The organism is Nocardioides hankookensis (assembly GCF_042658885.1).
Lineage (GTDB): Bacteria > Actinomycetota > Actinomycetes > Propionibacteriales > Nocardioidaceae > Nocardioides > Nocardioides hankookensis.
Genome location: NZ_JBHSRJ010000005.1, coordinates 312,882 through 325,002, shown reverse-complemented (window position 1 = coordinate 325,002; position 12,121 = coordinate 312,882). Strand labels below are relative to the sequence as shown.

12 protein-coding genes are annotated in these 12,121 nt (G+C 71.8%); 8 read left to right on the top strand and 4 right to left on the bottom strand.

The features are described 5' to 3' along the window. The first annotated feature begins 40 nt into the window (after positions 1 to 40). The 3 genes from ACFPYL_RS16135 (at position 41) to ACFPYL_RS16125 (ending at position 4,184) form a co-directional block, all read left to right on the top strand. Positions 41 to 1,231: an alpha/beta hydrolase family protein gene (locus tag ACFPYL_RS16135; protein ID WP_379156313.1), complete on the top strand. Its 1,191-nt coding sequence runs from the start codon at positions 41 to 43 to the stop codon at positions 1,229 to 1,231. A gap of 45 nt (positions 1,232 to 1,276) precedes the next feature. After that, positions 1,277 to 2,263, top strand: coding sequence for a phosphatase PAP2 family protein (locus ACFPYL_RS16130; protein ID WP_379156311.1), 987 nt, complete (start codon positions 1,277 to 1,279; stop codon positions 2,261 to 2,263). 79 nt (positions 2,264 to 2,342) lie between these two features. Then, on the top strand, positions 2,343 to 4,184 hold the full coding sequence (locus tag ACFPYL_RS16125) for an FG-GAP-like repeat-containing protein (protein WP_379156308.1): 1,842 nt from the start codon (positions 2,343 to 2,345) through the stop codon (positions 4,182 to 4,184). Between the two features lie 3 nt (positions 4,185 to 4,187). On the opposite strand, the gene ACFPYL_RS16120 is transcribed toward ACFPYL_RS16125, so the two are convergent. Genes ACFPYL_RS16120 through ACFPYL_RS16105 form a run of 4 tightly spaced genes read right to left on the bottom strand, consistent with a single transcriptional unit; the run spans position 4,188 to position 7,032 of the window. Then, complete coding sequence (locus ACFPYL_RS16120; RefSeq protein ID WP_379156305.1) at positions 4,188 to 4,634, bottom strand: hypothetical protein; 447 nt, start codon at positions 4,632 to 4,634, stop codon at positions 4,188 to 4,190. Between the two features lie 10 nt (positions 4,635 to 4,644). Continuing rightward, on the bottom strand, positions 4,645 to 5,310 hold the full coding sequence (locus ACFPYL_RS16115; protein ID WP_379156302.1) for a GntR family transcriptional regulator: 666 nt from the start codon (positions 5,308 to 5,310) through the stop codon (positions 4,645 to 4,647). A 23-nt stretch (positions 5,311 to 5,333) separates the two neighbouring features. After that, on the bottom strand, positions 5,334 to 6,374 hold the full coding sequence (mgrA, locus tag ACFPYL_RS16110; RefSeq protein ID WP_379156300.1) for an L-glyceraldehyde 3-phosphate reductase: 1,041 nt from the start codon (positions 6,372 to 6,374) through the stop codon (positions 5,334 to 5,336). A gap of 40 nt (positions 6,375 to 6,414) precedes the next feature. Further along, the gene (locus ACFPYL_RS16105) at positions 6,415 to 7,032 is read right to left on the bottom strand and encodes a TetR/AcrR family transcriptional regulator (protein WP_379156867.1); all 618 of its coding nucleotides are present in this window, start codon (positions 7,030 to 7,032) and stop codon (positions 6,415 to 6,417) included. Positions 7,033 to 7,072: 40 nt separating this feature from the next. Between ACFPYL_RS16105 and ACFPYL_RS16100 the strand changes: the two genes are divergently transcribed. The 5 genes from ACFPYL_RS16100 to ACFPYL_RS16080 are packed head-to-tail and all read left to right on the top strand — an operon-like array spanning position 7,073 to position 12,085. After that, positions 7,073 to 7,825, top strand: a complete 753-nt coding sequence (locus ACFPYL_RS16100; protein WP_379156297.1) for an SDR family oxidoreductase — start codon at positions 7,073 to 7,075, stop codon at positions 7,823 to 7,825. Beyond that, on the top strand, positions 7,825 to 8,622 hold the full coding sequence (locus tag ACFPYL_RS16095) for an SDR family NAD(P)-dependent oxidoreductase (protein ID WP_379156295.1): 798 nt from the start codon (positions 7,825 to 7,827) through the stop codon (positions 8,620 to 8,622). The genes ACFPYL_RS16100 and ACFPYL_RS16095 overlap by 1 nt, the downstream gene beginning before the upstream one ends. Beyond that, on the top strand, positions 8,622 to 9,665 hold the full coding sequence (locus tag ACFPYL_RS16090) for a phosphotransferase family protein (protein ID WP_379156292.1): 1,044 nt from the start codon (positions 8,622 to 8,624) through the stop codon (positions 9,663 to 9,665). The genes ACFPYL_RS16095 and ACFPYL_RS16090 overlap by 1 nt, the downstream gene beginning before the upstream one ends. A 7-nt stretch (positions 9,666 to 9,672) precedes the next feature. Further along, positions 9,673 to 10,914, top strand: a complete 1,242-nt coding sequence (locus ACFPYL_RS16085) for an acyl-CoA dehydrogenase family protein (RefSeq protein WP_379156290.1) — start codon at positions 9,673 to 9,675, stop codon at positions 10,912 to 10,914. Next, entirely contained in the window at positions 10,907 to 12,085 is a 1,179-nt protein-coding gene (locus ACFPYL_RS16080; protein WP_379156287.1) for an acyl-CoA dehydrogenase family protein, read from the top strand. Before ACFPYL_RS16085 ends, ACFPYL_RS16080 begins: the two co-directional genes overlap by 8 nt. Positions 12,086 to 12,121: the final 36 nt, after the last annotated feature.

Genomic DNA, 12,121 nt, shown 5'->3' with positions numbered 1-12,121 from the left:
TTTGCCACGGGCGCCGGACGCCGGCCGCTACGGTGCCGGCGTGACCGACGACACACCGCGCCGCACCGTCCGACCGCTCGCCGTCCTCGCGGCGCTCGGATCGACCCTCGCCCTGTCGCTCTCCCTCGCCGGACCAGCGGCGACCGCGGACGCCGCCGACCGGGTCCCGAAGGTCGCGGACCTCGGCCCGACGAGCTTCGCCGTGCGGGGACCGTTCGCGGTCGGCGAGGCCAGGCTGAAGCTGCCGCCGACCGGGTCGGCCGTCGAGGTCTGGTACCCGTCCCGCAAGGCCGACGCGAAGGGCAAGCGCCCGGCGAGGTACGACGTCGTCGACGCCCTGCCGCCGTCGTACCAGGCGGTCGTCCCGGACGGCGCCTCGGTCACCTACCCGAGCGGCGGGGTGCGCGGCCTCGACGTCGCGCGCGGCCGCTTCCCGCTGGTGGTGTTCAGCCACGGGTTCGCCGGCTTCCCCACGCAGTCGTCGTTCCTGACGTCGTGGCTGGCGTCGTGGGGCTTCGTCGTCGCGGCGCCCGACCACCCCAACCGCGACCTCGCGGCCGCGCTGAGCTTCAGCACGAGCAGCACCGGCGACCCCGACGTGAAGGACCTGAGCCGGACCATCACCCTGATGCGCTCCCTGGACCGGGCCGCCCGCGGCCGCTTCAGCGGTCACGTCGACACCGACCTGGTGGGCGCCGTCGGCCACTCCGCCGGCGGCAGCGCGGTCGAGGCGCTCGCCGCCGTCGACAAGCGCATCACGACGTTCGTCGGCCTGGCCGGCGCCAGCGTCGGCGCCCTCACCGGCGACGCGAAGGGCCCACGCACCAAGGTCCCGCACCAGCCCGGTCTCCTGATGGCCGGCACGGCCGACGGGATCATCACCCCGGACCGGATGGAGGCGGCGTACGACCAGCTGCGCGACCCGAAGCGCCTGGTGCTCGTCGGCGGCGGCCACCACGCCTTCAGCGACCTCTGCGAGATCGGCGCCGGCGACGGCGGACTGCTCGCGATCGCCGACCTCCTCGGCCTGCCGGTCCCGGAGTCGTTCGTGGCCCTGGCGACCGACGGGTGCAGCCCGCCGGCACTGCCCCCGACGGAGGCCTGGCCCGCCATCCGCCAGACCGTGGTCGCGCACCTGCGCCACGAGTTCGGCTTCGACCGGTCCCGGAAGGCCCTGCGCGGACTGGTCGCGGCCTACCCCGGCGTGGTGTCGGGCAACCGCACCGACTGAGAGCCGGCATGAACGCTCGGTGAACGTCCTCCTAGAATCACCGGCATGACGCGGGGAGCCGAGGAGGACGAGCACCAGCTCGCCGACATCTCCCGGCCCACGCCGTACCCGCGGACCCGGCGCAAGGTCCGCCTCGTCGCGATGCTGGCGTACGCCGCGCTCCTGATCCTGTGGTCGGAGACGCTGGGCATCCCCAACGACACCATCGGGGTCTTCCTCTGGCTGTGGCTCGGCACCGTCGCGTGGAACATCGAGGCCGAGCCGCGCTACCACCTGAACTTCCTCAAGGACTGGTGGATCCCGGTCGCCGGCCTCGTCATCTACTTCTTCACGCGTGGGCTCACCGACGAGCTCGGGCTGCCGGTGCACGTCTACATGCCGATCCACTTCGACGAGTGGATCGGCTTCGGGCAGACACCCACCGAGCGGCTCCAGCACGCGCTCTGCGGCGACCCGTGCCTGCGGACCAGCGAGCCGCGCTGGTACGACGTGCTCTTCACGACCGTCTACGCGACGCACTTCGTCACCGGCCTGACCATCGCGGCCGTGCTGTGGGTGCGCAACCGGGCCGAGTGGATCAAGTGGATGCGCCGCTACGTGATCATCAACTTCGGCGCCCTCGTCGTCTACATCGCCTACCCGATGGCGCCGCCGTGGATGGCCTCCGAGGAGGGCTGGCTGCACGCCGACGTCGTCCGGATCACCGGCCGCGGGTGGCACGACATCGGCCTCGGCCGCATGGACGTCGTGCTCCAGGGCGTCGGCAACCCGGTGGCCGCCATGCCGTCGCTGCACGCCGGGATCACCTTCCTGATCGCGATCTACGGCATCCAGCGGCTGCGTACGCCGTGGCGCTGGCTGCTCGCGCTCTACCCGCTGCTGATGTGCACGACGCTCGTCTACTACGCGGAGCACTACGTGATCGACGTGCTCGCCGGCGCGGTCCTCGCGGTGGTCGTGCTGGTCGGCTGCCAGCTCTGGGAGAACAGCCGGGACCGGGCTCGGGCGCCCGACCCCGCAAGTCATCTCTGATATACGAAGTTTCGCAAAATTCCTCTGGATTGTGCGAAATACTGGCACGGTGGTCACTCCCCCATCGGAAGGACCGCCCGTGACCCCGCTCCGTCCCGTCCTGCTGGCCGCGATCGTCACCGCCGGCATCGCCGCGATCCCCGCCGCCCTCGTCGTGCTGCCCGCCGACGCGTCCGGCGACGCCACCGAGACCCCGACGTTCCGCCGCATCGACATCGACACCGGGATCCTCGGGGCCAGCTTCACCTCGGTCGGCCAGGTGCTCGGCACCGAGCAGGACATCGTGACGAGCGGCTACGGCGAGCTCGACGACAACGGCCGCCCCGTCGGCGGCGGCACCCTCCAGCTCTACCGGCCGGGCGCGAGGCTGAACACCTGGACCAAGGTCCCGGTGTTCGGTGCGGGCGCGGGCATCGTCTTCCCGAACGCCACCACGATCGACGACGTGGACGGTGACGGCGACAACGACATCATCGTGCCGTCCGGCTACTTCTTCGGGACCGACGCGTCGGCACCGACCTGGCTGAACACCACCGGCGCGATCACCTGGTGGGAGAACAAAGGGGCCGGCACGCCGTTCACCAAGCACGTCGTCGTCGAGGGCCAGGCCGGCTCGTACCACGGCGTCCAGCACGTCGACCTCGACGGCGACGGCACCCTCGACCTGGTGGCGGTCAGCGAGGAGGCCAAGCAGGCGGGCAACCAGGTCGACGACGAGGTGCGCACGCAGTTCTTCCAGGGGCTCGGCGGCGGCGCCTTCGCCGCGCCCGTCGAGCTCGCGGTGAACCTCGGCGGCAGCCAGCCGGTGGTGTACGACGTCGACGGGGACGACGACCTCGACATCGTGTCGTCGCAGTACTTCCACCTGCTGAACAGCATGTCGACCTCGGCGTCCTTCCTCTGGCTCGAGAACACCGACACGGACGGCGTCCTCGCCGCCGCGGACTTCACGCCGCACACGATCGCCAAGCTCACCGACGTCGGCATGGGCTTCCAGATCCGCCCGGTGCCCGGCTTCCACGGTCCGGGCACCGTCTCGTGGATCGGCACCAACCACGTCAACCGCTGCACCTTCGCGCTCCTGAACGCGTCGTTCGCGTGGCCGGAGCAGGTCATCGAGTTCACCCCGGGCGACGACCTCGCTGCGCCCTGGGCCCGGACGACGCTCTCCGACCCGGCCACGCCGCCGGAGGCATGCCCGTCCGACTACGGCACCAACCGCGACGACTACCCCGAGTTCAGCAACGCGATCACGTCGCGCTACGGCCCCGGCCAGGGCGCGCCCGGCGTGCTCGGGTACGGCGACGTCGACGGGGACGGCGACGTCGACCTCGCCGTGTCGGGCGACGGCGACCGCCGCCTGTGGTGGATCGAGAACCTCGGCGACGGCGAGACCGCACTCCACCGCCTCACGGACCAGGGCGAGTACTTCGGCCAGGCCGGCGGCGCGGTGGTCGCCGACCTGAACGGTCGGGAGGGCAACGAGCTCGTCTTCAGCTCCTTCGACCAGGACACGCTCGCGATCTGGACGCGCGACACCGAGACGACGCCGAGCCCGACCCCCACCCCCTCGACGTCTCCCACCACGACCCCGGTCACCACGGTGCGCAGCACGCTCAGGGTCGGCCCGGCCCGGCAGGCCGTGCGCGCAGGGAGGAAGGCCACCTGGTCGGTCCGGCTCCGTGGGGCCGACGGCGGCGCACGTCGTACGGTCGTGGTCGTCTTCGACCCGGCCCGGGGCAGGCAGGTCCGCCTCGGCACCATCACGCTGCGCCGGGCCGCTGCCGGTGTGCAGCAGGGGAAGGTGGTCTACCGGCCGACGGTCGCCGGCCGGGTCATCGTGCGGTACGCCGGGCTGCGGGTGAGCCCGGCCCTGCGTGACACCGCGGCGGTGGACAGCGCCCGCGTCGTCATCCGATGAGGCTCAGCTCCTGAGGTAGGTGCTCGCGACGTGCTGCGCGGCCCGGCGCCGGGCCGCGTAGCGCGTGGCGAGCACCAGGTGCACCGCGATCCCGGCGAACATCAGGACGGTCAGGTAGGTGTGCAGCGGCTCGTTGTCGAGGTTGGTCTGCGACACCCAGATCACCACGCCGAGCGCATAGCCGAAGTAGATGTGGAAGACCTTGAGGGTCCGGCGTGGGCGCACGAGGCCGAACACGTAGACCGAGAGGCCCAGGTGCGTCGTGTTGAGCCCGACCACCAGCGCCACGAGCACGCCGGCCAGCGTCGAGGTGCCGAGGGGAAGGTAGTGCACGGCGGTCGCCGCGACCATCACGGGCAGCAGCACCCAGCCGACGCGACGGTTGATCGCGCCGGCTCTCTGGCGGCGGCGCAGCGCGACGACCGAGGGGTGCGGCGCCACGGCGGTCACGACGAGTCCCTCAGTGGGCGATCACGTCGTCGCCCAGGGCATCGACCGCCCGCTCCACCTGCCGCCAGATCGAGCCGATCGCGACGACGGCGCTCTCGACGTCGTGGTCCTCGGCCGACGCCAGGACCGCGGACTGGAGCGACTGCTGGAGCGCGAGGAACTCCAGCGGGTCGATCAGCCGGACCAGCCGCTGCAGCTGCGGCAGCAGCGTGCGTACGGCGCGGGCGAGCTCCTGGCTGCCGCAGCGGTCGAGCAGGATCTCGCCGAACCGGTCCGAGTCGGCGAACGCCGTGACGAGGTCGCCGCTGCGGTAGGCGAGGTCGAGGTCCAGCTGGATGCGCCGCAGCGTCGACACGTCGGCCGGCACGAAGCGGGGCAGGCCCCAGCGGACGACGTGCTCCATCAGCATCCCGCTGACCCGGAACACGTCGGCGGCATGGGCGCGGTCCAGCGGCGCCACCGTGGCGCCGCGGTTGCGCTGGACGACCACGAGGCCCTCCGACGCCAGCTGCGCGAACGCCTCGCGGAGCGGCGAGTTCGAGACCCCGAAGCGCTGCATGACGACCTCGGTCCGCAGCGGGGTCCCCGGCGCCAGCCGGCCCGAGACGATGTCGTCACGCAGTGCGGCCACGAGGTTCTCGCGGAGTGCTCCGTGCTCGTGGGCGACCGTGCTCATGGGTCGAGGGTAGAGGTCGGACGTCAGTCCTCGGTCGACTTCGCCCAGAGGTTGATGCCGGCCTCGACCGCGTCCTCGTCGATCAGCCGCAGCTCCTCGGCCGTCAGCTCGGGGCCGGAGAGGGCGTCGAGGTTGGCGTCGAGCTGCTCGACGCTCGAGGCGCCGATGACCGCGGAGGTCACCCGCAGGTCGCGGATCGCCCACTGGAGGGCGAGCTGGGCGAGCTTCTGCCCGCGGCCGGCGGCGATCTCGTTGAGCCGGCGTACGTGGCGCAGCGTCGACTCGTCGAGGTGGTCGCCACCGATCGACGAGCCCTCGCGCGCAGCCCGCGAGTCCGCGGGGATGCCGTCGAGGTAGCGGTCGGTCAGCAGGCCCTGGGCGAGCGGGGTGAACACGATGCAGCCCATGCCCTGCTGCTCCAGCTCGTCGAGCAGGTCCTCCTCGATCCAGCGGTTGAGCATCGAGTACGACGGCTGGTGGATCAGCAGCGGCGTGCCCAGGTCGCGGGCGATCGACGCCGCCTCCTGCGTCTTCGCGGCCGAGTAGGACGAGATGCCGGCGTACAGCGCCTTGCCCTGGCGGACCGCCTGGTCGAGCGCCATCATCGTCTCCTCGACGGGAGTGTCCGGGTCGAAGCGGTGGCTGTAGAAGATGTCGACGTAGTCGAGCCCCATCCGCTCGAGCGACTGGTCGAGCGAGGCGAGCACGTACTTCCGCGACCCGCCGCCCTGGCCGTAGGGCCCCGGCCACATGTCGTAGCCGGCCTTGGTCGAGATGACCAGCTCGTCGCGGTAGGGCGCGAAGTCGTCCTTGAGGTAGCGCCCGAAGTTCTCCTCCGCGCGGCCGTACGGCGGGCCGTAGTTGTTGGCCAGGTCGAAGTGGGTGACACCGCGGTCGAACGCGCGCCGCAGGATCGCGCGCTGCGTCTCCTCGGGCCGGTCCGTCCCGAAGTTCTGCCACAGCCCGAGCGAGATCACCGGCAGCTGGAGCCCGCTGCGCCCGGTGTGGCGGTAGCGCATCCCGGTCGACGGGTCGTAACGGTTCTCGGCAGCCTCGTAGGTCATGGGTCGATCCTGCCATTCGGTGGTTGAGGTGTGAGGGCCGCTAGGCCCGAGCCTCGAGACCACCCGCCGCCCCGACCATCCGCAGGGCCAGCAGCCGGTAGTGGACGGCCACCTGGTCGGGCGACCACCGACCCTCGTCGCGGAACCAGCGGGCGACGTCGATGCCCAGCGACAGCACGGCGAGGGCGGTCATGTGGGGGTCGGGGGTGTGGAAGACGCCGGCGGCGACCCCGCGGTCGATGACGTCGCGCACGACCTCGTCGATGTCGTGGCGGATGGCCACGATCTCGGCCAGGTGCTCCGCGCTGAGCGCCGCCAGCTCGTAGTTGATGACGCGCGCCCCGGTGTGCACCAGGGCGTGGTCGCGGACGAAGTCCTCGACCAGCGTGCCGAGCTGCTCGACCGGGTCGTCGGACGTGGCGACCGACGCCCGCACCATGTCGAGGACCCGCTGGTGACCGACGTGGGCGAGCTCGAAGAGGAGCTCCTCCTTCGACCGGTGGTGCACGTAGAGGGCCGCCGGGCTCATCCCCGCGGCCGTCGAGATGTCGCGGGTCGTCGTGCCGTGGAAGCCACGCGTGGAGAACGCCTCCACCGCGGCGCGCGCCAGCCGGGTCCGGGCGTCGAGCGCGGGGGTGGACGAGGTCACGAGAGGCATGGTAAGCAAGCGCTTAGTCAACAGGCAAGGAGCGTGGAGCGTGCAGGGACTCGACGGCAAGGTCGCGATCGTGACCGGAGCCAGCCGCGGCATCGGGCTGGGCATCGCCCAGCGGCTGGTCGACGAGGGAGCGCGGGTGTGCCTCACGGCTCGCAAGCCCGAGGCGCTCGAGGAGGCGGTGGCCACCCTCGGCGGCCCCGACCGCGCGATCGCCGTCGCCGGCAAGGCCGACGACCCCGACCACCGCGCGGACGCCGTACGCCGGACCATCGAGACGTTCGGCAGCCTCGACCTGCTCGTCAACAACGCCGGCATCAACCCGGTGCTCACCAGCCTGGTCGACCTCGACCTCGGCGCCGCCCGCAAGATCGTCGAGGTCAACGCGCTCGGCGCGCTCGCCTGGGTGCAGGAGGCGCACCGTGCGTGGATGGGCGAGCACGGCGGATCGGTCGTCAACATCTCGTCGGTCTCCGGCGTGAAGCCCGCCCCCGGGATCGCGATGTACGGCGCGTCCAAGGCGATGCTCATCAGCCTGACCGAGTCGCTGGCCGTCGAGCTCGGCCCCACGGTCCGGGTCAACGCCGTCGCGCCGGCCATCGTGAAGACCGCGTTCGCCGGCCCGCTCTTCGAGGGCCGCGAGGACGAGGTCGCCGCGCTCTACCCGCTCAAGCGGCTCGGCGTCGTCGAGGACGTCGCCGGCGCGGTCGCCTACCTGCTCTCCGACGACGCCTCGTGGGTGACCGGCCAGACGATCACCCTCGACGGCGGCGTCACCCTGGCCGGCGGTCACTGATGACCGAGCAGCTCGAGGGCAAGGGCGTCGTCGTCACCGGTGCCGGCCGCGGCATCGGCCGCGCGCTCGCGACCCGGATGGCCGCCGAGGGCGCCCGCGTGGTCGTCAACGACCTCGACGCCGACAACGCCCGAGCGGTCGCCGCCGAGATCGGGGGCACCGCCGTGCCGGGTGACGTCTCCTCGGCCGACGGTGTCCGCACCGTGGTCGACACCGCGACCGAGGCCCTCGGACGCATCGACGTGTTCTTCGCCAACGCCGGCATCGACGGCGCCGGCGGGCCCGACAGCCTCCAGACGCCCGACGACGTCTGGGAGCGGGTGATGGACGTCAACGTGATGGCCCACGTCCGCGCCGCGCGCGAGCTGGTGCCGCGGTGGCTGGACGACGGCCAGGGCGGGCGCTTCGTCGTCACCGCCTCGGCCGCCGGCCTGCTCACGATGATCGGCAGCGCGCCGTACTCCGTCACCAAGCACGCCGCCGTCGGCTTCGCCGAGTGGCTCTCGGTGACGTACGGCGGGCGCGGCGTCGACGTGCACGCCATCTGCCCGCAGGGCGTGCAGACCAAGATGCTCGAGGACGCAGGCCCCTTGCAGGCACTGCTCTCCCGCGACAGCGCACTGCCACCCGAGGCGGTCGCCGAGGCGGCGGTCGTCGCGATCAGCGAGGGCCGGTTCCTGGTCCTCCCCCACCCCGAGGTCGCGGGCTACTACGCCGCTCGCGCCACCGACACCGACCGCTGGCTGGCCGGCATGCGCCGGTTGCAGCAGAAGGTCGACGAAGCGGGAGCCGTGTGATGAGCGACGACCTCCAGACCTCCGACATCCCCGGACTCGACCTCGACGCGTTCCGCCGGTGGTACGACGGCGAGCGGCCCGGCGAGCTCAGCCCCGACCTCCGCGGGCGGGTGATCGCGGGAGGCCGCTCCAACCTCACCTACGAGGTCACCGACGGCTCGTCGTGGTGGATCGTGCGGCGACCGCCGCTCGGCCACGTGCAGGCGACCGCCCACGACATGGGCCGCGAGTACACCGCGATGAGCGCGCTCGTGCCCACCGACGTGCCGGTGCCCACGACCTACGCCCACTGCGACGACCCCGACGTGCTCGGCGCGCCGTTCTACGTGATGGAGCGGATCCTCGGCACGGCGTACCGCCAGAGCACCCAGCTCCAGGCCCTCGGCCCGGAGCGGACCGCCACCATCGCCGGCCGGATGATCGACGTGCTCGCGGCGCTGCACTCGGTCGACCCGGCGGAGGTCGGGCTCGGCGAGTTCGGCCGGCCCGCCGGCTTCCTCGAGCGCCAGGTGCGGCGCTGGGGCAAGCAGCTCGAGGGCTCGAAGACCCGTGAGCACCCCGACGCCGAGGAGCTGCACCGCCTCCTCACCGCGCGGGTGCCGGCCGACGACCCGTCGGTGGTCGGCATCGTGCACGGCGACTACCGCCTCGACAACCTGCTCACCGGCGACGACGACGAGATCAAGGCCGTCGTCGACTGGGAGATGGCGACGCTCGGCGACACCCGCACCGACGTCGCACTGCTGCTCGTCTACGACCGGCTGGCGTCGCTGCCCGGCAGCGGCCTGGTCTCCGACGTCAGCACCGCACCCGGCTACCCGGACACCGCCACCCAGCTCGACCGGTACGCCGCGGCGATCGGACGCGACCTGGGCGACATGGGCTTCCACCTCGGGCTCGCCTACTTCAAGCTCGCGGTGATCCTCGAGGGCATCAACTTCCGCTTCCTGCAGGGCCAGACCGTCGGCGAGGGCTTCGACCAGATCGGCGCGGGCTTCGACCCCCTGATCCAGGCCGGCCTCGCCGCACTCGAAAGGGATTGAGACACACATGGACTTCGGTCTCGACGACACGACCACCGAGCTGCACGACAAGCTCTCGACCTTCCTGGCCGAGAGGATCGTGCCGTCCGAGCCGGTCTTCCACGACCAGCTCGCCGCCGCGGACGACCGGTGGGCGTGGTCGGAGACGCCGGTGCTCAAGGAGCTCCAGGCCGAGGCGCGCGAGCTCGGGCTCTGGAACCTCTTCCTCCCGAAGGAGCACGCCGACAGCCCCGGGCTCACCAACCTGCAGTACGCCCCGCTCGCCGAGCTGACGGGCCGCGCCGGCCACCTCGCGCCCGCGGTGCTGAACTGCGCGGCGCCGGACACCGGAAACATGGAGGTGCTCTCGCTCTTCGGCACCCCCGAGCAGAAGGAGCGCTGGCTCAGGCCGCTGCTGGCCGCCGAGATCCGCTCGTCCTTCGCGATGACCGAGCCGGACGTCGCCTCCTCCGACGCGACCAACATCGAGACCCGGATCGAGCGCGACGGCGACGAGTACGTCCTCAACGGCCGCAAGTGGTGGATCACCGGTGCGATGAACCCGCACGCGGAGATCATGATCGTGATGGGCAAGACCGACCCGTCGGCGTCGCGCCACCGTCAGCAGAGCCAGATCCTCGTGCCGCGGGACACCCCCGGCCTCGAGGTGATCCGGGGCATGGAGGTCTTCGGGTACGACGACCACGAGCACGGCGGTCACGCCGAGCTGCGCTTCACCGACGTCCGGGTCCCGGTCACCAACCTGATCGGCGAGGAGGGTGCCGGCTTCGCGATCGCCCAGGCCCGCTTGGGTCCTGGCCGCATCCACCACTGCATGCGCGCCATCGGCGTGGCCGAGGCGGCCATCGAGCTGATGTGCAAGCGTGCCGCTTCGCGGGTGGCCTTCGGCCGTCCGATCGCCAACCAGGGCGTCGTCCGCGACTGGATCGCGGAGTCGCGGGTGCGCATCGAGCAGCTGCGCCTGCTGGTGCTCAAGACCGCGTGGCTGATGGACACCGTCGGCAACCGCGGCGCCCACACCGAGATCCAGGCGATCAAGATCGCCACCCCGCAGACCGTCCAGTGGATCCTCGACAAGGCGATCCAGACGCACGGCGCCGGCGGGCTCTCGCAGGACTTCCCGCTCGCCTCGGCGTACGCCGGCATCCGCACGCTGCGGTTCGCCGACGGGCCGGACGAGGTGCACAAGAACTCCCTGGCCAAGACCGAGATCGCCCGGCACACGATGGAGCACACCGCAGATGGATGAAGCACAGCTGAAGGAGCGGATCGACCGGCTCCTGGCTGACAACCCTCCGGGGTCGACCGACCGGCTCGACTTCCTGCACGCGCGCTTCGACGCGGGCCTGGCGTGGGTGCACTTCCCCGAGGGTCTCGGCGGGCTGGGGCTGCCGCGCGGGATGCAGCCGATCGTCGAGAAGGCGCTGTACGCCGCTGGCGCGCCCGACAACGACCCGCGCAAGATCGGCATCGGCCTCGGCATGGCCGCACCGACGATCCTCGCCTTCGGGACCGACGAGCAGAAGCAGCGCTACCTGCGGCCGCTGTGGTGCGGCGAGGAGGTCTGGTGCCAGCTCTTCTCCGAGCCGGGCGCGGGCTCCGACCTCGCGGGCCTGTCGTCGCGCGCCGTCCTCGACGGCGACACCTGGATCGTCAACGGCCAGAAGGTGTGGACGTCCTCGGCCCACATCGCCGACCGGGCGATCCTGATCGTCCGCACGGACCCCGACCAGCCGAAGCACGCCGGTCTCTCGTACTTCGCGCTCGACATGCACGACCCGGGCGTCGAGGTGCGGCCGCTGCGCCAGATCACCGGCGAGGCCGAGTTCAACGAGGTGTTCCTGACCGACGCGCGGATCCCCGACGCCGACCGGCTGGGTGCGGTCGGCGAGGGCTGGAAGGTCGCCAACGCCACGCTCTCCAACGAGCGGGTCGCGATCGGCGGCGGCGCGTTCCCCCGCGAGTTCGGCATGGTCATGAACGTCGCCAAGACCTGGCGCGAGCGCCCCGAGCTGCGCACCCCCGAGACCCACGAGCGCCTGCTGCGCGGGTGGATCGACACCGAGGTCGCCCGCATCACCGCGACGCGGCTGCGGCAGAAGATGGCCGCCGGCGTACCCGGCCCGGAGGGCTCGGCGATGAAGCTGTCCTTCGCTCGGATCAACCAGCAGCTCTCGTCCCTCGAGGTCGACCTGCTCGGCGACGACGGGCTGCGCTACGAGAGCTGGGAGATGCGACGGCCCACCCGGGTCGACTTCTTCGGCAAGGACGCGGGCTACCGCTACCTGCGCGCCAAGGGCAACTCGATCGAGGGAGGGACGTCGGAGGTGCTGCGCAACGTGGTCTCCGAACGCATCCTCGGCCTGCCCACCGAGCACCGCGTCGACAAGGACGTGCCCTGGAAGGACCTCCCCCGATGACTCACCCCACGCCGTTCTCGGCCTCCCCCGCTTCGC